The sequence below is a fragment of the Bosea vestrisii genome (genome assembly GCF_030144325.1).
GTDB lineage: Bacteria > Pseudomonadota > Alphaproteobacteria > Rhizobiales > Beijerinckiaceae > Allobosea > Allobosea vestrisii_A.
Genome location: NZ_CP126308.1, coordinates 259,758 through 279,100 on the forward strand (window position 1 = coordinate 259,758; position 19,343 = coordinate 279,100).

Annotated in this window: 20 protein-coding genes and 1 pseudogene; 10 read left to right on the forward strand and 11 right to left on the reverse strand. The window is 66.9% G+C overall.

Features of this window, described 5'->3' with window-relative positions:
* Positions 1-112: 112 nt before the first annotated feature.
* From QO058_RS30370 to QO058_RS30420, 11 genes and pseudogenes are all read right to left on the reverse strand, one after another.
* Positions 113-1,153: an EscU/YscU/HrcU family type III secretion system export apparatus switch protein gene (locus QO058_RS30370; protein WP_284173161.1), complete on the reverse strand. Its 1,041-nt coding sequence runs from the start codon at positions 1,151-1,153 to the stop codon at positions 113-115.
* A complete protein-coding gene (sctT, locus tag QO058_RS30375) occupies positions 1,150-1,971 on the reverse strand; it encodes a type III secretion system export apparatus subunit SctT (RefSeq protein WP_284173162.1) in 822 nt (273 codons plus the stop codon). The genes QO058_RS30370 and sctT overlap by 4 nt, the downstream gene beginning before the upstream one ends.
* A 13-nt stretch (positions 1,972-1,984) precedes the next feature.
* Positions 1,985-2,263, reverse strand: a complete 279-nt coding sequence (locus QO058_RS30380; protein WP_284173163.1) for an EscS/YscS/HrcS family type III secretion system export apparatus protein — start codon at positions 2,261-2,263, stop codon at positions 1,985-1,987.
* 12 nt (positions 2,264-2,275) lie between these two features.
* A pseudogene (gene sctR / locus QO058_RS30385) lies at positions 2,276-2,945 on the reverse strand (type III secretion system export apparatus subunit SctR).
* Positions 2,938-3,690: a type III secretion system cytoplasmic ring protein SctQ gene (gene sctQ, locus QO058_RS30390; protein WP_347976695.1), complete on the reverse strand. Its 753-nt coding sequence runs from the start codon at positions 3,688-3,690 to the stop codon at positions 2,938-2,940. The pseudogene sctR and the gene sctQ overlap by 8 nt, the downstream one beginning before the upstream one ends.
* 356 nt (positions 3,691-4,046) lie before the next feature.
* Complete coding sequence (locus QO058_RS30395; protein WP_284173164.1) at positions 4,047-4,580, reverse strand: hypothetical protein; 534 nt, start codon at positions 4,578-4,580, stop codon at positions 4,047-4,049.
* The gene (gene sctN / locus QO058_RS30400; protein WP_284173166.1) at positions 4,556-5,914 is read right to left on the reverse strand and encodes a type III secretion system ATPase SctN; all 1,359 of its coding nucleotides are present in this window, start codon (positions 5,912-5,914) and stop codon (positions 4,556-4,558) included. The genes QO058_RS30395 and sctN overlap by 25 nt, the downstream gene beginning before the upstream one ends.
* The gene (gene sctL, locus QO058_RS30405; protein ID WP_284173167.1) at positions 5,911-6,534 is read right to left on the reverse strand and encodes a type III secretion system stator protein SctL; all 624 of its coding nucleotides are present in this window, start codon (positions 6,532-6,534) and stop codon (positions 5,911-5,913) included. The genes sctN and sctL overlap by 4 nt, the downstream gene beginning before the upstream one ends.
* Positions 6,531-7,154 (reverse strand): nodulation protein NolU, encoded by a 624-nt coding sequence (locus QO058_RS30410; protein ID WP_284173168.1) that lies wholly within the window; start codon positions 7,152-7,154, stop codon positions 6,531-6,533. Before QO058_RS30410 ends, sctL begins: the two co-directional genes overlap by 4 nt.
* Positions 7,155-7,174: 20 nt before the next feature.
* Positions 7,175-8,071 (reverse strand): type III secretion system inner membrane ring lipoprotein SctJ, encoded by an 897-nt coding sequence (sctJ, locus tag QO058_RS30415; RefSeq protein WP_284173169.1) that lies wholly within the window; start codon positions 8,069-8,071, stop codon positions 7,175-7,177.
* Between the two features lie 23 nt (positions 8,072-8,094).
* The gene (locus QO058_RS30420; RefSeq protein ID WP_284173171.1) at positions 8,095-8,595 is read right to left on the reverse strand and encodes a nodulation protein NolB; all 501 of its coding nucleotides are present in this window, start codon (positions 8,593-8,595) and stop codon (positions 8,095-8,097) included.
* Positions 8,596-8,789: 194 nt separating this feature from the next.
* Between QO058_RS30420 and QO058_RS30425 the strand changes: the two genes are divergently transcribed.
* The 10 genes from QO058_RS30425 to QO058_RS30470 all read left to right on the forward strand — a co-directional run bounded on the left by QO058_RS30425 (position 8,790) and on the right by QO058_RS30470 (position 19,000).
* Entirely contained in the window at positions 8,790-9,503 is a 714-nt protein-coding gene (locus tag QO058_RS30425; RefSeq protein ID WP_432212095.1) for a nodulation protein NolW, read from the forward strand.
* 194 nt (positions 9,504-9,697) lie between these two features.
* The gene (locus tag QO058_RS30430) at positions 9,698-9,901 is read left to right on the forward strand and encodes a hypothetical protein (RefSeq protein ID WP_284173172.1); all 204 of its coding nucleotides are present in this window, start codon (positions 9,698-9,700) and stop codon (positions 9,899-9,901) included.
* 67 nt (positions 9,902-9,968) lie between these two features.
* Positions 9,969-10,202, forward strand: a complete 234-nt coding sequence (locus QO058_RS30435; RefSeq protein WP_284173173.1) for a hypothetical protein — start codon at positions 9,969-9,971, stop codon at positions 10,200-10,202.
* Between the two features lie 144 nt (positions 10,203-10,346).
* On the forward strand, positions 10,347-11,252 hold the full coding sequence (locus tag QO058_RS30440; RefSeq protein WP_284173174.1) for a SctD/MshK family protein: 906 nt from the start codon (positions 10,347-10,349) through the stop codon (positions 11,250-11,252).
* Between the two features lie 21 nt (positions 11,253-11,273).
* A complete protein-coding gene (locus tag QO058_RS30445) occupies positions 11,274-11,810 on the forward strand; it encodes a hypothetical protein (protein ID WP_284173175.1) in 537 nt (178 codons plus the stop codon).
* 2 nt (positions 11,811-11,812) lie between these two features.
* Complete coding sequence (locus tag QO058_RS30450) at positions 11,813-12,253, forward strand: tetratricopeptide repeat protein (protein WP_284173176.1); 441 nt, start codon at positions 11,813-11,815, stop codon at positions 12,251-12,253.
* Positions 12,250-14,367 (forward strand): type III secretion system export apparatus subunit SctV, encoded by a 2,118-nt coding sequence (sctV, locus tag QO058_RS30455; protein ID WP_284173178.1) that lies wholly within the window; start codon positions 12,250-12,252, stop codon positions 14,365-14,367. Before QO058_RS30450 ends, sctV begins: the two co-directional genes overlap by 4 nt.
* Before the next feature lie 170 nt (positions 14,368-14,537).
* Positions 14,538-15,212, forward strand: coding sequence for a tetratricopeptide repeat protein (locus QO058_RS30460; RefSeq protein ID WP_284173179.1), 675 nt, complete (start codon positions 14,538-14,540; stop codon positions 15,210-15,212).
* A gap of 75 nt (positions 15,213-15,287) precedes the next feature.
* On the forward strand, positions 15,288-18,602 hold the full coding sequence (locus QO058_RS30465; RefSeq protein WP_284173180.1) for a DUF4781 domain-containing protein: 3,315 nt from the start codon (positions 15,288-15,290) through the stop codon (positions 18,600-18,602).
* Between the two features lie 2 nt (positions 18,603-18,604).
* The gene (locus QO058_RS30470; protein WP_284173181.1) at positions 18,605-19,000 is read left to right on the forward strand and encodes a hypothetical protein; all 396 of its coding nucleotides are present in this window, start codon (positions 18,605-18,607) and stop codon (positions 18,998-19,000) included.
* Positions 19,001-19,343 lie beyond the last annotated feature (343 nt).

The window sequence follows — 19,343 nt, forward strand, 5'->3', positions numbered from 1 at the left end:
CGGACCTTTGCGGCCGGCAACCGCTCGCAGGCGGGCGGCATCTCGACCTCACCGACGGGCAGCCCGACCCGCAGCCGGCGGCAGCGGAACGGCGACGACGCGATAGCGTGTTTCAAACCTGGCCGGTCGCGTAGAGCGCCTTGGCCACCGCCTGGAAATACTGCGACGGAATCGCGTTCCCAAGCTTGGCCTTGCGCAGGAGCACACGCACCAGAGCATCGTCCTCGACGATGCTGACGCTCAGCTCACGCGCTTCCTCCAGCAGCCGGTCTGTACTGCCGCCCTTGCCGCGACAGACCACGATCGGCACGCCTGTCTCGCCGCGGACATAGCGCAAGCCGATCAGGCCGTTCCGCCCGCGCAGCACCAGCGTGGCGCGGCGCATACCCAGCGGGGGCAGGCTCGCCGCCTCCTGCCGCAGCCGGCGATACTCGCCTTTCAGTTGCGGATTGCCTTCCTGCTCCTTGAACTCGCGCTTGGCCTCAGTCTCGGTCATGCGCATCTCGCGCATGAACAGCCAGCGCTGGGTCAGGAGATCGAGCATGCCGGCGATCAGGAAGGCGGCGGCGGCGATGCCCATCAGCAGCTTGGTCTCGGTTCCGACCACGAAACCGATGCAACCCATGCCGCAGACCGGCAGGTAGACCAGCGTCTTCCACATTCCGAGGACTACGAACAGGAAGGTGATGCCGAGGAAGATCGCCTTGAACAGCGTCTTCGCCAGCTCGATCAGCGAGCGCAGGCTGAAGATGCGCTTCATGCCCTCGATTGGATTAATGTTCTCGAATTTCGGCTTGACCAGCTCGAAGGAGAACACCAGCCCGCGATTGGCGATGAAGCTCGCCGCGATCCCGGCGCCGACCATCACACCCAGAAACGGCAGCACCGTCCCCATGCTGAGCTCCGCCAGGATGCCGAGCGCCTGCCGGACACCCGTCTCAAACGACAGGGGCTGCAGCTTGTCGGCAAGGAGCAGCGCCTCCTTCCATTTGTCCTCGATCTCACCAGCTTCCGACCAGAGCCAGGCGATGCCGGCGCAGGTGCCGGCCGCCGTCGCGAAGTCGAGGCTGCGCGGCACCTGGCCCTTCTTGCGAGCATCCCTGAGCTTCTTGGCCGAGGGCGGAAGCTTCTTCTCCTCGCCGGAATCGCTCATTTCAGCAGCTTCTGGAACTGGTCGACCACGCCCTGGCTCAGCTCGATCTCGGAACGCATGTACTCGACGAGGTAAACGGCGTAGACGACCATGAAGATCGCGAAGCCGACATTCTTCAGCGTCGGCGCCAGGTCGTTCGGCTTGAATTGCGGCGCGAAGCGGCCGAGCAGCATGACCGAGATGTCGATCAGCAGCAGGAAGATCAGCACGGGCCCGGCGACAAGCAGCATGACCCGCATGATGTGGTCGAGCAGGGCGACCAGCTCCATCGCTCCTTGCGTCGACAGTGTCGGGGCGAAATTCGTCACCGGCCAGATCAGATAGCTCTTGTAGAGGCCGTCGATCATCGTCTGCAGTCCGTCGGTCACGACGAAGATCGTGATCGCGGCGATGCCGAGCAGGAGCCCGGTCGCCGAGGCCTGGCTGCGCGTCGCCGGATCGACCGGCGCGACCTCGCTACTGATGCCGCGCTGGGTATCGATGATCTCGCCGACCGCCTGGATGCTCCAGAGCGGGATGCTGAGCAGCGTGCCGAGCAGCAGGCCGACGAACACCTCCTTCAAGCCGAGCAGCGCCACCTTAACCATGCGAGTGCCGCCATCGAGGAGCGCAACCGCATCGGCCGTATGCTGGAGAATCGGCAGCGCGATCGCGAGCGCGAGACCGCCGCGGATCAGCCCGCCGATCTGCGGCCGGGTGAAGACCGGCAGGATCAGCATGATGCCGATGGCGCGTGCCGAGCCGAGACTCGCGGCGACGACGAGCTCGAGCGCCGCCAGGATCAGCTTCTGGATCTCTTCCGGCGACAGGTTCGGCATGAGTGGGCGCCGGTCAGCGCCGCGACGCCGTGAGCGCCGGAAATTCGGTGAAGACCTGCTTGCTGTATTCCAGCAGCGGCGCGGTCAGGAGCGGCGAGAACAGTCCGAGCACCGCGACGATCACCAGGAGCTTCACCGTCAGCGGCAGCGTCTGGTCCTGGATCTGCGTCGCCGCCTGGATGATGCCGATGACCAGGCCGACAACGAGTGCGGCGACCAGCGGCGGCAGCACCCAGATCATGAAGACCACCAGCGCCCGGCTCATATGGGTCAGGATGCTCGCTTCATCCATGCGCAATCTCCCTCATCCGCCGCCTGGCACGGTGTAGCTCAGCACCAGCCCGTGCATCAGCCGCGACCAGCCATCGATTGCGACGAACAGGAAGAGCTTGAACGGGATCGAGATCACGGTCGGCGAGACCATCGACATGCCCATCGCCATCAGGGATCGTGGTCACCACGAGATCGATGGTGATGAAGGGCAGATAGAGCAGGAAGCCGATCTCGAAGGCGCGTTTGAGCTCGGAGATCAGGAAGGCCGGCACCAGTATGACGAGATCGTCGGCATTGGCCCGGCCGCGCATCTCCGGCGGCCAGACCTGCTGGGTTGATGACAGGAAGAAGCGCCGCTGCTCCTCGCTGGTGAAGCGCTTGAGATGCTCGCGCAGCGGCTCCTGCCCCTGCTTGGCGGCAAGCTGCCAATCTTCGAAGCTCTGATAGCGCAACTGGCTGTCGGTGAGGCGGTTATAGGTCTGCTCTGCCACCGGGGCGCTGATGAAGACCGTGAGAATCAGCGCGGCGCCGTAAAGCACGATGTTGGGCGGCACCTGCTGCGCGCCGAGGGCATTGCGCACCAGGAAGAGCACGACCGAAACCTTGACGAAGGCCGTCATGGTCACGACCGCGAAGGCGAGCAGGCCAAGGCCGACCGTGACCGCGAGAAGCGCCAGGATTCCAGGCTGGATCTCAGGCATTGCCGGCCAGCCTGCCGTGCAGCCGCACGCCCAGCGTATCGCCGACGCGCACGATCTCGCCGCGGCCGATCAGGCGGCCATTGGCGAGGATATCGACCGGGCCGTCGAGCGGGCGGCCGAGTTCGAAAACATGTCCCTCGCCGGCGGAACGCAGCGCGCCGAGCGTGATCGGCCAGCGCCCGCATTCGAAGACCAGCGTGACCTCGACATCGTCGAGCTCCAGGTCGGAAGGCGATTGCGTCGCCTCGGTCGGTGCTGTCATCGGGGAGGTCTCCAGGGGATTTGGCCGCGGGCGGAAGCGGCCGCGCAGACGAAGCCGTTCGCCCGCCGCCTCGGCTGGGGCCCATAGCGTGTCGACAACGAGGGTGATCTGGCCGCGCGCCAGCGGGCACTCCTCCGGCAGCAGCACGTCGCCCGGCCGGGCACTGCGCAGGATGCCCGCCGCAATGCGCAGCGAGCCGATCTCGCCAGCCGCCATGACCGGAAAGTCCTCGGGGAGCGGGGGCTTCTGCTGCGGCAGCTGCCGCAACAGCGAAGCGATCGCCAGGAAAGGCGGCGGTACCGCGCCGTCCACTAGGGAGAACAGGAACAGGCGACCTTTGCCCCGGGCCTGGCCAAAGCCGATATCGACCTCGAGAAGCGGCCCGCCCGGGCTCGCCTCGCGCACCTCGACGAGGCGCATGCCCTGTCCCGTCTGCGCCTCGAGCTTGGCCAGCAGGGGGCTCGAGCGCGAGTTCGAGGACAAGCGAGCGGCCGGGCTCGGTCGGCAAGGCGAGACCAGGCTGCATCGTCGCAAGCAGCCCGTCGACGATCGCCGCCGGCAATGACAATACGAGCCTGTGTCCGGCGATCTCCCAGAGGAAATCCAGCATCGGCGCGACGGGGGCACATCCTCCCAGCACAGTCGCTCGATGCGAAACGAGACGGCGCGCTCGCCAAGACGCCCCGACCAGGCTGCCCTCGCGGCCACGACATCGTTGATCCAGCCGGCCACGGCGCTGGAGAGTGTAAGCCGTGGCTTGAAAACGGCATGCGTTGCCAGCTCGTCGGACGAGAATCCGGCGAGGCGTTCCGCTCGCGCCAGCATGGGAGCCGACATCGTCAAGCGCGGACATCCGTCGTCTGCGATGCAAGCGCTCGCCCGTGACGGAGCACGATATCGTCCTCGATCTCGATCTCGCCGAGATGCTCGCTGCGCAGCTGCCTCGTCCGGTGGATGTCGCCTTCGATCAATTGCCATTTGCGCAGCACGGCCGAGCTCCTGGCCCAATGCGCCCGGCTCTCGGACGCAGCCGCCTCCGCTTTCCGGTGCGCGGCGCCGGCATCGTCGAGCGCTGTGCGACGCCGCTCGACCGCGGCGGTGAGCTGTTCCAGCGTCCGCTGGCCGCGCTCCAGCTCGCCACCGAGCAGCGGATCGGAGATGATCAGCCGGCGATAAAGCTCGCGCTCGAATGCCGTCCGTTCGGCTTGCGCAGCGACCAGTTCCTCGTGCGCGCTCGCCTCGGCGAGAGCCGCTGCGCGGCGCTTCGCATCCATGGCCTGCCACTCGCTCAGGGCGCGGCGCTCGCGCATACCTTTCACATGCCGCAATGCCGAGACATGCGAGGAGCTTATCCGGTCAGACGCGACAGCCATGCGACCGTTTCCTCGAAAGTTGAGTGCTCGTCCTCGGCCTGACGCAGGAAGCCGCGCATTTCGTCGATCGTGCCGATGGCCCGGTCGGTCAGCGGATCGCTGCCGTGCTTGTACTCGCCGACCCGCACCAGGAACTCCGCGTCGGCGTGGCGGGCGAGAAGGTCGCGCATGAAGGCTGCTGACTTGCGCTGCGCCGCAGAGACCACCGCGTCCATCACGCGGCTGCGGCTGGCGAGCACGTCGATCGCGGGGAAATGCCCCTGTGCCGCAAGCTGGCGCGAGAGGATGACATGGCCGTCGAGAATGCCGCGCGTCTCTTCGGCGATCGGATCGCCCGTGCCGTCGCCCTCGACGAGCACGGTATAGAAGGCGGTGATCGAGCCGCTCTCGCCCATGCCGGCCCGCTCGAGCAGCCCGGGCAGCATAGCGAAGACCGAGGGCGGAAAGCCGCGCCGCGTCGGCGGCTCGCCCGCAGCGAGCCCGATCTCGCGCATGGCGCGCGCGAACCGCGTCAGCGAATCCATCAACAGCACGACGCGCAGACCCTGCTCGCGGAAATGCTCGGCCACTGTGGTCGCCATATGGGCGCATTGCGCCCGCTCCATTGCGGAGCGATCCGAGGTTGCCACCACCATAACCGTGCGCTGCAACCCGTCGGCGCCGAGATGACGCTCGATGAATTCGCGCACCTCGCGCCCGCGCTCGCCGATCAGCGCGACCACGGCGACATCGGCATCGGCACCCTTGACGATCTGCGCCAGCAAGGTCGACTTGCCGCCGCCCGGCTCGCCATAGATGCCGATGCGCTGGCCCTCGCCACAGGTCAGCAGTCCGTCCATGGCGCGGATGCCGAGCGAGAGCGGCCGCTCGATCAGGCGCCGCGCCATCGGATTGGGCGCGCCGCGGCGCAGGGGCCGGGTTTCCGAGATGGCAAGTGCCGCCTTGCCGTCGAGCGGCCGGCCGAAACTATCGACCACCCGCCCGAGCAAAGCCTTGCCTACGGGCACTTCGAGCATGCGGCCGGTCGAGACCACTTCGGTACGGCTGGACAGACCCTGCAACTCGCCGATCGGCGTCAGCATGACGCCATCCTGCGACAGCCCGACCACTTCAGCCTCAAGCGACCAGCCGGTGCGCGGATCCTGCAGCAGACAGAGCTCACCGATACGGACATCCGGCACCACGGCGTGGATCAGCGTGCCGACGGCGCGCGTGATCCTGCCCCTGACTGCACGGGTATCGATCCGCTGGGCGGTCGCACGCAGGCGGGAAAGCGCCGTCCCCAGCCCTGCATCGGGGCTCGCCTCTCCGCCGGCGGGAAACGGGATTGTCACGCGCCCTCCTCTTCGGAAGGCAGCCCGAAGCCGAGACGCAGCGCCCTGAGCTGCGCATCGAGGCCAAGATCGATATTGCCGAACTCGCTCCACAGCACGCATTGGCGTGCCGACAGCGCCGGATCGGCCTCGACGCGCACCAGCGGCCGCCCTTCCTGGCCGTCGCAGCCGGCGAATTCGCGAGCGAGCGCATCGGCATGAACGGGCGCGACACGCAGCCGGACTTCGCCACCGCCGTATTTCTGCTCGATCGCATGCCGCACGGTGCGGATCAGCATCTCCCCCGGGTCGAAGGCGCCGAGCAGATCGCGGACGATCTCCATGACGAGATCCGGCAGTTCACGTTCGAGCACCGCCTTTTGCCTGGCGGCCTCTGCCGTGGCTCCGGCGACCAGCCGCGACGCTTCCTCTGCGCCTGCGGCCCGGCCCTCGGCATGGCCGCGTGCGCGCTCGCGTTCATAGGCCGTGCGCGCCCAGCTTCGAACCCGGCGCACATGCCGCTCGGTCGCGGCGCGCGCCTCCGCCGCATCGTTCCAGAGCCCGACCTCCTCCGCCCGTACGAGCGGGCCGAGCGGGCGAAGTGCCGGGCTGGCGGGAAGGGTGTCGGTCTCGAGCGTCATGGCCTGGTCCCCACCGACGCCAGATGAGGAAGGACGGCAGCGAAAATCTCGCCAGCAGCCGCTGCGTGAACCGCCATCGACTGCTCGGCGACCGTGCCCGGCGGCAGGCGCAGCAGGATCTGGCGGCGATCAGGCTCGGGCAAAGCCGCGAGCCAAGCGCCGAGGCAGCCATGCCCATCGTGCTCGACGGCCTCGGCAAGGCGTTCGGGCCCGGTGATCAAGGTCGACGACACGGCCTGCTCGACATGGCGGATGCCGAAGGCGTGGACCTCGGCCCCGACTCGCTCGGTGAAGATGGCGATGTCCTGCCCGGCGATCAGCTTGAGAAGCGAACGGGCATGCCAGACGGCGCCTGCCAGCAGGGCCACGCGCCGCGGAGCTGCACCGAGAAGCGGATCCGCCGCCGAGGATGCGGTCGATATCTCGGGTGCATCACCGAGAACCAGGCGAGCGAGACGCTCGTGCAGCCGGCCGCTCGCCTGGAGCCGTGCAAGCGTCGTCGGCGACAGCGAGCCGTCGAGGCAGGCGGCGATGCGTGCGGGATGGATCGCCGGAACCAGCGCCGCAAGGCCGGTTGCAGCGATTCCGCCGTGATCCGACTCAGCTTGAGTGGCAGGCATTGCGAATGCTCCGGCCAGAGCTATGCCGCCTCACGCATGGTGGGCTTTCGCTCGATGTCTCCGCTGGCAATGCCGAGACGGTTGTCGACGGTGGTCAGCTCACGGGATGGTGGCCGCGGCCGGTGTTCCGGCCGTCTTCCGCGCAGGAGCCCGAAGAGCAGTGCGCCGAGGGCAGCGCCCGCAGCGGCCAATCCAGCGCCTGCCGCTGCCCAGCTCATCGAAACCGGCCCCAGCATGCGCTGGGAGGCTCCGGTCGCCGCGCCCAGCCGCTCCGCCGAGGCTTCGGCCGCGGCATTCGAGCGCTCGACCGGGACGAAGACCACGGCCACCTTGTCGTAGGAGAGACCCTCGATGCTGTTGGCGACGAGCATCTTGATCTGCGGCATCAGCGCGTTCAGCTGCGCCCGTGAATCATGGCGGATGAAGACCGAGGCCGAGGACGGCGTCGTATCCTGCCGGAGCAGATCGTTCTTCGGCAGCACCACATGGATGCGCGCCGACAGCACACCGTCGATGTCGCTGATCGTGCGCGATAATTCCTCGCTGAGCGCATAGACGTAGCGGGCGCGCTCCTCCGTTGGCGAAGCGATCAGGCCGGAGCCCTTGAACACCTCTCCGAGGTTCTTGAAGGTCTGACGGGGGAATCCTTCCGCCTTGAGCAGGTCGATCGCACCCGCCAGCTGCTTCTGCTCGACCTGGATGGTGCTGGTACCGTCCTTGGCTGCGATGCGGCTGGCCTCGATGCCATGATTGAGCAACAGGGCCAGCATCTCGTTGGCCTCGCGTTCCTGCAGCTTGGTGTAAAGGTCGGCCTTGCACCCCCCGAGCGCGAGCGAAGCTGCCAGCGCGATGAGGACGGCAATGCGCCGTCGCCGGGACGACACGCGGCTCGGCCCTCGGTTTCCGTCGTTGCGCATGCGCCGCACCCGATCCATCGCGGTCAGCTCGCCGACATCAGCTTGTTCACCGACGAGCTGACGCTGCCGGTGCTCTTCGAGACAAGCGAGACCTGGATGACATTGTTGTAGACGCCCTGCAGCGAGGCGATCATGGCGTCGAAATTGTCGGCGCTGGCGACCTTTGCAGGCAGCCTCGGCCCGTTCGGCTGGGCCAGCGACTGCTCGGCAGGCCCCGGCTGGGGTGCCTTCAAGGCCGACTCCACCCCGCCGGCAGCAGAAGTGCTCTGGCCGCGGTGTACAGCCGAGAGATTCTGCAGGATGCGCTCGCCGAGCGACGCGGTTTCGGTTCGCGTGCGCGCAACTTCCGTGGACGGCTGCACGGGTGTGGTGACGCCGGATGGCGGCTGCGCAGCGGCATTGCCGGACGCGGCCGGCTGCACCAGAGTCTGCTCGAATTGCAGTTGCTGCCCTACGGCCGGCGTCGACGCGACCCGTGGAAGATTATCGACCAGGCCAGCCAGCCCCGATGCACCAATGAGCATATGGAAGCCCTTTTGCTCGTTTGGGTTAGGGCGAGAGGCGGTGGACGCCCCTCGTTAACGCTTTGGACACTAGGTTGCCTAGCTGACGGGAAGCTGACGAGGCTGTGCCTGCCTTTCTGTCATCCGAAGACCATAATCGCGCCGCAAACTCCGGTGGCAGACATACGGGATCTGGCCTTTGGCGGAACTCTGAAATGATTTTGAAATCAATTTCGATGAAGGCCTTGGTATCTTTTATTTTAGCTGGAGTACCCTTTATCTCCACAAGTAATTCTTCAAACTCAGCGCCACTCAATCTTCCGGATACGCCGTATAATTATATGGTCCTGGATCAGGAACTATCCAGCGCGCTTCAGGAGTTCGGCAGCAATCTCAACCTGAAGGTCAATGTCAGCAGCGAGGTCAAGGGTCGCATTCGCGGTCGCATGCCAGAGCTGCAGCCGCGCGAATTTCTCGATCACCTGGCCAAGCTCTACAATCTGCAATGGTATTTTGACGGAATCGTCCTTTACGTCACCACCGCCAAGGAATCGCAGAGTCGCCTTCTGGTGCTAGCACCCATCAGCTTCGACACGTTCAAGGGCACGCTCGACGCTTTGAGCATTTCCGATGACCGCTTCGTCGTCCGCCCGGCCCCGGGCAACGGTCTGGTCCTGACCTCCGGCCCGCCGCGCTTCGTCGCTCTGGCGGAGCAGACACTGAACGGCCTGGTCGCCGAGGCGCAGGCCCGTCCGCGCGCCATCGAGGTCCAGCGCCCACCGCAAGACAGTGTCCTGACGCTGTTCCGCGGCGCCTCGACCACGGTCCTCCGCAACGGCCGGATCGAAGGACAGTACTCCACCGAGACGCCGCGCCCGGAGGGCATCGTGCGCGCGCCGGCGCTGGAGCAGAGGCAGAACGCTCAATAGCCAGCAATGTCGTCGGCAGGGCAGGCGCGATCGGCATCCATTAAATTAGCCGGCAAATCATTTTCCTTGAACTCGTCAGCTTCTCGAAAGCTGGGCTGCCTACCTTCCCTCTCGTGAGCATGGTGAATGCGGACCGCGCCCGCGGCTCGCATAAGCGAACGAAGGAGCGCCCGATGCTGGGAGCAATCGGAAGCGTGGTCGGCGGCATTTTCGGTGGCCCGATCGGATCGGCCATCGGCGGCGCGGTCGGCGGTGCAATCGAAGGCGGTGGTGATTCGAAGGATTCGGGTCAGGCCGAAGCCTTCGAGCAGGCCCTCGGCTCTTTCGCGATGCAGATCGCGAACGATGCCATGGCCGACTTCGACGAGGTGATGGCCGAAACGGAAGAGGACGCCTGACGTCCGGCGAACGGTCATTGCAACCGCTTCAAGCGGCCAATTCGAACTCAAACCCAGGAGAAACAACATGTCCTTCAACATTGGCGGCCTCGTCGGCGGGGCGCTCAACGGTCTGGTCGGCGGCAATGGTGGCGGCCAGGCCGGCGGCACCGGTGGTGCCGGCGGCGCTGGCAATTTCGAGTCCCAGATCGCCGAGCTGAAGCGCGTCAGCGAGGAGGCGCAGGCCAAGAGCATCCAGATGCGCATGGTTTCGACGCAGCTCGCCTCAGACAAGAAGGTCGCCGACGAGCGCGTGCAGTAAGCCTATATCGGGGCGGCTCCGGCCGCCCCGTTCCCATCTGCCCGTGTCGGCCCACCCAATCGCGCCAGACATGAACGACCCTGTGAATGCGAACCGAGCCGTACAGTCGCTGTACGTGCTCGTATCGGCATTGAGGAGACCGTCGTGAGCGAGACCGCGTCCTTCAAGTTCGAAGTGCAATCAGGTCATTATGCCGGCCTCAGCGAGACTATGAGCGCAGGCGTACGCGTGATCGGCAGCAGCCTGGATGCCGATCTCGTCTTCGTCGAGCAGGGCTTGGAACCGCAGCATCTGCGCGTCACCCTGGAGCCAGGGCGCATCGCGATCGAAGCACTGGCGCCTGGCGTGCTGCTGGACAGCGTCGGCGAGATCGCACCGGGCGAAACCGTCGAATCGCATTTTCCGGCGCTGGTTCAGGTCGGCACCATGTCGATGCGCTGGGCCGATGAATCGGCCCCCCTGCCCGCACCTGCGAACACTGCGCACCTGGCATCCGCGACCACAGTCGCAGCAGCCCTGATCGCGTTCGTGGCGATTGCAGGAACCATGACCTTCATTTACGGCGCCACCGCCGACGCTCGCGCGCCGACGACCAGCGCAGCTAACGTGAGCGAAGCCGCATCAACGCGTAAATTCGCTTCGGCGCGGCCCGACGGAGGCGGCTCGACGGCGGCAGCGCAGTCCCTACAGGCGGAGGTCGAGAAGGCCGGCCTGCTCAACATCAGGATCGGCTCCGGGCCGGGCGTCGTCGCTGCCGAGGGCACGATCGAGCCGGGACTGGTGCCTGAATGGCAGAAGCTCCAGCAATGGTTCGACCGGCGCTATACCGGCGCGCTGACACTGGTGAACGGCGTTGCGGTGAAGGAGGAGAAACTGCCCTCGTCCATCGCGGTCGAGGCGGTCTGGCAGGGCACGCAGCCGCATCTTCTCGTGCGCGGGCAGAAATATTTTGTCGGAGCGATGCTCGATGACGGCTGGACGATTCACCGGATCGAGAGCGACCGGGTGCTGTTGAGCCGGGACGGCCGGCTCGCCGCGGTCCGCTACTGAACACCGCGGGAGACGCCCGCCATGGTCAAGCTGCCGCGCCGACCGATCCGGACAGACAGCCCGCCGCGCCAGGGTCTCGAGGACCATACGCCGCGCTCCGACACCCTCCCCTCCTCCGGCGAGGGATCGCGCGTCAACGGCGTTCGGCCGGGTGGTGGCGACAGGGGGCGTTCGCAGCTCCGCGAAGCGGACCCTCAGGAGATGCCGCTCGATCTCGCCATCGAGGCCGCCTTGGCCGCGCAGGACGTCGATGCCGTCACCCGCGTGCATCTCGACGAGATGCGCGCCTCGCTCGCCCAGCTCGACCCGCGCGCGGCGCTGGCCTCGCTCTATGGCCGCAATCTCGCAGCCGGGCTTCTGTCATTCGTGATGCCGCGCCTGCGTCACCCGGACGTCCTGCTCGCCGAAAAGCACAACGCGCTGCTCGAGCATCTTGCCGGAACCTTCTCGGCCGCCTCCGAGGACTCGGTCGTGCGCGAGGGCGTGTTCGTGATCCAGCAGGAGCTGAGACGGCTCGCCTTGCTGCGCCAGCATCGCAACAGCCTGATCGAGGGCTGAGTATGACCGGCCGGAACCTCCCGCCGCCGCGCGAAGCCGACCTCCAGGTTCATTCGGCGCTCGCCGGCGAGGTCGTGCCGGTTTCAGGTCAGGAGCGCGATCTGCTCTGTGCCCTTTCCTATGTCCATCTCGCCTGCGGCCAGCATGCGCAGGGCCTTGCTCTGCTGCGGCTGCTCGACCACGAGGATTCGCGTGATATCGGATTGCTGCGCATCCTCGCCTATGGCCTCGTCTCCGACGGCGCCGGCGAGGAGGCGCTCAGCGTGCTCGAGCGCCTCGAGCCGCTCGACGACCAGCCCGGATCGCGCCTGCAGCTGACCTTGCTGCGCAGTCATGCCTTGCGCCGCGCCGGCCGGATCGACGAAGCGAAGTCGGCCTTCCGCGACTATGTCGCCCTGCGCGCCAGCGCCGGATCAGAGACCTTGCCCGGGAGCTGCCGATGATCGCGACCTTGCGCAGCTTCATCAGCAGAGTCCCGGCCAATCCCGACCTAATGGTCGCGCTGCTGCTGCTGCTCGCTATCGCGATGATGATCATGCCGATCCCGGTCATGTTCATCGACGCTCTGATCGGCTTCAATCTCGGCTTCGCCATCCTCTTGCTGATGGTTGCGCTCTACATCGCGAGCCCAATGGATTTTTCCTCGCTGCCGGGCGTCATCCTGATCTCGACGGTGTTCCGGCTGTCGCTGACGATCGCGACCACCCGCCTGATCCTCTCCGAGGGCGATGCCGGCAGTATCATCCACACCTTCGGCGACTTCGTCATCGCCGGGAACATCGTCGTCGGCATCGTCATCTTCCTGATCGTGACGCTGGTGCAATTCATCGTCATCGCCAAAGGTGCGGAACGCGTCGCCGAGGTCGCGGCCCGCTTCACGCTCGATGCGCTGCCGGGCAAGCAGATGGCGATCGACGCCGAGCTTCGGAACGGCGACATCGACCAGGCCGACGCGCGCGCCAAGCGCTCGCACCTCGAAAGCGAGAGCCAGCTCTACGGCGCCATGGACGGCGCGATGAAGTTCGTGAAAGGCGACGCGATCGCCAGCCTTGTCGTCATCGTCATCAACATGCTGGGCGGCATCACGATCGGCATGCTCTCGAAGGGCATGTCGTTCGACACAGCGCTGCATCACTATACGCTGCTCACCATCGGCGACGCGCTGATCGCTCAGATTCCGGCGCTCCTGCTGTCGATCACCGCCGCGACGATCGTCACCCGCGTCAACGGCTCGGCCAAGCTCAATCTCGGCGCCGATATCGCAGTCCAGCTCACGGCTTCGCCCCGTGCCTTGCGCGTCGCAGCCTGCGTGCTAGTCGCCATGGGCTTCATCCCGGGCTTTCCGATCGCGGTCTTCCTGATCCTCGCCGCGATCTTTGCCGCCGCGAGCTTTATCAACAAGCAGCCGAAGGAGGGTCCGGCCGGCGTTGCGGCAATGCCTGCTGGCGGAGTGGCCGCCCAGCGCAACAAGCCATCGCCGCTGCCGGCCGAAGCACTGCCGATCGTGCTCTTCCTGGCGCCGGATCTGGCGCGCGCCATCGATACGGACGGGCTGCAGCGGCACATCGCGCGCATCTCGAGCCTGGTTTCCGCCGATCTCGGCATCATGATCCCGCGCATCCCGGTCCAGCTCGACCAGGGCCTGCCGGCGGCGCAGTTCCGCATCGACGTCGAGGGCGTGCCGGTCGAGCAGGACACGATCGAGCCGACCCAGCTCCTGCTCACCGACGACTTCGCCAATATGGAACTGAGCGGCATTCCATTCCGCCACGATCCCGAGACCGAGAAGATCTGGATCGAAAACCGGCACGGCCCGGCTCTCGCAGCGGCCGGCATCGGCCACCACGATGCCGGCGAGATCCTGGCGATGCGCATCCACGCGGCGCTGGTGCGCTACGCCCAGCGCTTCGTCGGCATCCAGGAGACGCGCCTGCTGCTCGCCCGGATGGAGCAGGAATATGCCGATCTGGTGAAGGAGGTGGTGCGCATCGTCCCGGTCCCGCGCATCGCCGACGTACTGCGCCGCCTGCTCGACGAGGGCATCCCGATCCGCAACACCCGCCTCGTGCTCGAGGCACTGGCGGAATGGGGCGAGCGCGAGCAGAACGTCGTACTGCTGACCGAATATGTCCGCGCCGGGCTGAAGCGGCAGATCTGCCACCGCTATGCCAATGCCCACCGCGTGGTGCCAGCCTACATCATCGAGCGCGAGACTGAGGATGTCGTGCGCGGCGCGGTGCGCGACACCGCCGTCGGGCCCTATCTCGTGCTCGACGACCGCCAGAGCGAGAAGCTCTTGTCACATATGCGTCAAATCCATGCGACCATAAAGCCGGGCCAGACTCCTCCGGTCATCCTGGCGTCGATGGACATAAGGCGGTTCGTGCGCGGCTTCCTGATGCGCAACGGGATCGATCTCGCGGTCCTGTCCTATCAGGATCTCGCCTCCGATTTCACCGTCCAGCCGATCGGCTCCGTCAAGCTCGCCGCGAGCAAGGATCAGACGCCGGCGCTGCCTCCCAAAGACGGGCGCAACGTCCTGGCAGCAGCAGGCTGACAGGCAGGGGTTCGGCTGCCGATTGGAAGGACAAGAGCATATTGATTGCAGGAGCGGTCGCTGCGGAGCGCACTAGACAAGGACCTGGAGCGTTTCTCCGATTCGGAGAAACGCGGAAATGCTCTAGGTCGTCGCGCTTCAAACTCCCTGTCCGGCTGCTGGCCAGCCTGATGCTCACGCTGGCGCTCGGCGGCTGCTTCGGCTCGGACAACAAGCCGCAACTCTCCGTCGCCGAGACTCCGCCCCCCGATCTGCTGGGTGCGAAGGATATCGACGACGCGATGCGGGAGCGCATCGCCCGCGCCGTCGAGCGGCCCGCCGCCGGCGCGGAGTCCGAAAGCCATTATCGCCAGCTTGCGCAGGAGCGGCCAAATGCGGCCGAGCCGCGCGTCGCGCTCGGGCGGATTCTGCAGCAGAAGCAGGATCTCGACGGCGCGAAGGCCGCCTTCCGGGAGGCGGCTGGACTCGAACCGCACAATGTCGACGCCTGGGTCGGGCTCGCCCAGGTCGAGCTGGCGCGCAAGCGGCCGGCCGAAGCGATCGCGACGCTCGACAAGGCGCTCGCCGCCGCCCCCGGCGAATTGCGCCTGCTGAACGCCAAGGGCGTCATCCTCGACCGCGGCGGACAGCACAGGGAGGCGCAGGCGCTCTATCGCCAGGCGCTGCTCGGCCAGCCGAAGAACCAGATGGTGCGCCACAATCTCGGCCGCTCGCTGGCGCTCGATGGTCACGCCCAGGAGGCGATCGCGATCCTGCGTCCGCTGGCACGTGAGCCGAATGCACCTCCCGCCGCCAGGGAAAGCCTTGCGCTCGCCATGGAAAGGCAGCGCGCCTCCGGCACCTGAGCCGGGTCAGCTTGCGATCAGGTCCGCTCCTTAGACTGAAGCGGACCCGCCGAATGGATCGCAAGGATACGGGCCATGACCGCTTCCGCCGTTGCCGCTGCCGACACCGAACGCGCCCGCCCTGCAGGCGGCGGTGCTGCGGCATCCGACGATACGGCTGCACATGGCACCGCCGCCTTCGAACGTGCCGTGAACGAGGCGGCGCTCGCTCCCAATGCCGCACCGGCGCGGCAGGTCGAGCCGGCGCCCGAACAGCCGGATACAGCAGAAGCGCCCCAAGCCGGCCCCGACGAGACGCGCCGGCGCGAGATCGACAGCTGGGTCGACAACGATTCCGACCATAGCGGCGGCTTCCTCGGCATCGGCGGCACCGACAGCAACGACAAGGTCGTCGAAGCACTGCGCGGCGGCAGCCGTCTTGGTGGCCTCGATCGGCCAGAGCAGGCCTATTTAGTCGACCGCATGCTCGATCGCTGGGCCGCTGGTCGCGGCGACGGTCCCGGCGGGGCTCACAGGCTCGCGACCAATCTCGGCGATACGCCGGAGCTGCGCGATGTCGTGGCCGAGCGTTTCGCCGTGCGCGCCGGCGAGATGAACCGCGCACTCGCGAACCGGCCGACCGATGAGAGCTGGCGTGAGCGGGCGCAGGCGAGTGCCATCGCCGACAGCGCCGTCACGGCTCTCTCCGGCCCGGCCTATGACGAGCCTGAGGATCTGCGCCCCTTGCGTGACATGGTGAGCGGGCTGCCGCCGCAAGCCGCCGGCGACTTCGCCCGCGCGCTCGCGACAGCGCCGAACGCCCCGGCCATAGGCGGCTCGCCGATGCTGTCGCGGACGCTGCAGGCGCTGAACCACGGCCCGCCGAGCGAAGCGACCAGCGCCTTCGTCCAGAATGCTTTCGCCGGCGCCAGCCTGACCGACTACGGCCAGATGTCGGGCGACCTGCCACAGCAGCTCGGCCGGGCTCTGTCGCGCGAATGGCATCCCGACGATGCAGCCCTTCAGAACACCGATGCCAATCGCCTCACCGGCATCCTCAACACCAGCCAGGGCCGCCAGCTCTTCGCCGCCAGCGAGAGCGTGCCGCTGGCGGCGCGCGTCAACGCCCTCGCCCGTATCCGCATGGATCCTGGCATCACGGCGGAAACGCTCGAGGCGACCGATGACCCTTGGACCAATCCGGCCATCGTCCGGCCCGAGGCGCAGGACATCGCGCGGCAATATCTGACCGTTAGGGGCGATGCGCCGCGGCAGCTGGCCGGCAGCGACCTCGACAACACGGTCGGCTTCGCCATGGGCCTGCCGCCGGCCGTGCCGGACGGAACCAGCCCCGCCAACGCCGAGGCTGGGGCGGCGCGTGGGCAGTTCTCCTACTATGGCAGCGGCGACCAGGCGGCTGCAATCCGCGCCGTCACCGACCAGATCCGTGCAGTCGCCGGGAGCGACGCGCCCAATGTCACCGTACTGCCGGTGAGCTATTCGAGCGGCGAGACCGGGCCGGTACAATTGCCGCTGTTCCGTGTCACCGATGCCTCCGGCGCCGAGCGTTTCGTCGATAATACCGGCCGGCGCTACGAGAATTTCGACGACTGGCGCGAGAACAACAAGCTGCCGCCCGGCCATATGACCTACCCCGAGGGCGGGCACCTGAGCGCCGATGAGAACGGCGCGGTCAGGCTCGGCGAAGGCAACACACCGGAGACCGTCGACAGCTTCGGCGAGCATCTTTCGAGCGCGCTCGACACCGCCGCCCTGGTAGGCGGCGTCATCGCTGGCGGCGTGCTGATCGTCGGCTCGGGTGGGCTGGCGACTCCGGTCGTCGTTGGGGCCGGGGCGGTCGCGGTCGGGGCCGGCGCCTGGGGCGCCTATCGCAGCGGCAGCGAGCTCGTCGACCGCTCGCAGCACGGCCAGTCGATCAATCCGCTCGAAGACGCGCAGGCGCGCAATCTCTGGCTCAATCTCGGCGCCAGCGCGCTCTCGGTCGGCGCCTTCGGCAGCGCCGCGCGCCTCGCCCAGCTCGGCCGGGCCGGGCGCACCATCGCGCCGCTCGAGGCCTCCGCCCATGGCTACCTCCAGGCCAGCGCCGCCATCGTCGACACCGCCGCGATCGCCAATCAGGGCGTCGACCTTGCCCGCAACTGGAACGAGATGTCGGGCGGCGAGCGGGCGACCGCCCTGCTCTCCATGGGCTTCTGGGCGACGGCGACCGTCGCCGGTGCGCGCGCCACCGGCTCGCGGCCGGGCGACATGTTCAACCCCGTCACCATTCGCGACAATGTGCTGCGCTGGCTGCCGCCAGGCGTCACGCCCGACCCGGCCTTGCCGGGCAACGAGGTTCGGATCGACTACGACCCGACTACGGGCGTCGTGCAGGGCATCCGCCATGGGCCGCAGGCGAGCCAGGCCGATATCGATCTGCATGTCGCGACTGCGCAGAACATCCAGCGCAGCCTGACGCTCGAAGGCCAGCTCGGTGCGATCTTCGCAGACCATGGCGAACCGCCACCGGGCACGCTCGGCTGGGCCGCCCAGATCGATATCGGCAAGGTGCTCCAGCGCATGAGCCAGCGCGCGACCGAGCTCGACGAGCCGAACCTGTCACCGGCGCGACGGGCCGAACTGAGCCAGGCCAACGACGTCGACCGGCAGCATCTCGACGAGCTCGCGGCCGATGTCGAATCGATGGTGCGCGATCCGGCCCACGCCAATATCGCGGCGCGGAACACGAACTTCTCCGAGCGTGATACCGCCGCCGAGCGCCAGCAGCTTCCGGTCGGAGCGACGACGCGCACGATCGGCGATGCCCCCGCGACGCAGAACGAGGTCACTTGGACGGTCAACGCAAATCACGAGACCGTTCGCGCCGAGGCCACCATCCGGCATATCCCGCCGAAGAAGGAGCGCCCGGACGAGGAGAACGAGCTCACCGCCAATGTCGGCCATGAGGGCGGGCGCACCGGTGAATTCCCGGCCAACGACAATGGCGGCCACATCGTCGGCTACCAGTTCCTGCATGATCAGGGGCTGGTCAACATGTTCCCGCAGAATTCGCAGTTCAACCAGCAGGTCTACACTCAGTTCGAGACAGAGATGCGCCAATGGGTCGAGGCCGGCGGCGAGGTCAGGGTCAAGGTCGAGGTCGGCGCGCGTGGCGCGAACGACGAGCTGCAATGGGGCGGAGCCCGGCCGGACAATGTCGAGGTCACCTATGAGGTGATCAATCCCGAGACCGGCGAGATGGTGTATCGTAACTTCGCCCGGTTCAAGAACGAGCAGGACCAGAGCTTCGACGGCTTCGAGGAGGCCGTGGGCACCAATCCGAACGTCGCCCGAACCCGGCGCGGCAAGGTCGACGTTCCCGCCGAGATGCGGCGGCTTCTGGAGCAGTGAGCATGTCGATCGAGACGGACTATGACCGCGCCACCGGGCTCGTGCACGAGATCGGCGCGCAGATCGTCAAGGAACAGGCCGCCGGCGACGATACCTGGGACAGCCTTGCCGTCACGGCCATCGTCGCCGGCGGCTCGGTGCAGATCAGCGGCTACGCTTATGAGGATGGCGGCAGGCCTCGCCCCGCACGGGTCGGCTCCGGCCCGCTCGCCGACAGGTTCGAGGAACTCTGCAAGGCGATGCAGAAGCCGGATGGTGACAGCTGGAAGACGACTCTGGTGCAGATCCGCCGCGCGAGCGGCAAGCTCACGATCGATTACGACTATGCCAATCCATTGCGCTGGAAGGTGACCCCCGCCAATCTCGCCACACTTCCCGAAGAGATGCGGCCAATATAGGGACCAGATCGTTCGACGGATCAGGAGGTCCGTGCAGGACGCCGCTCTATTCGATCGACAGTCGTCAGCGAGCTACGGCTCGTGAAGCTGATGCTCGGGTCCCGACTTGTTCCCGCTCCCGCGCTTCGCTGGGAATTTGGGTCGCGATTGAAGGGGCGCGATCGCGCTGCGGTTCGAAGCGGCCCTTTCCATGTGCTGATACGGGTTCTTGGCCCAAATGCGGTTAGCAGCGTACCCAGAAGCGGACGCTCCGAACGTCAGCTCTGGGCCAAACTCGGAAGTAGACGCCCCTCATTGGCGAGTGGACCATCACGGCCATGTTCGCCTTGCCGATTTCATATGT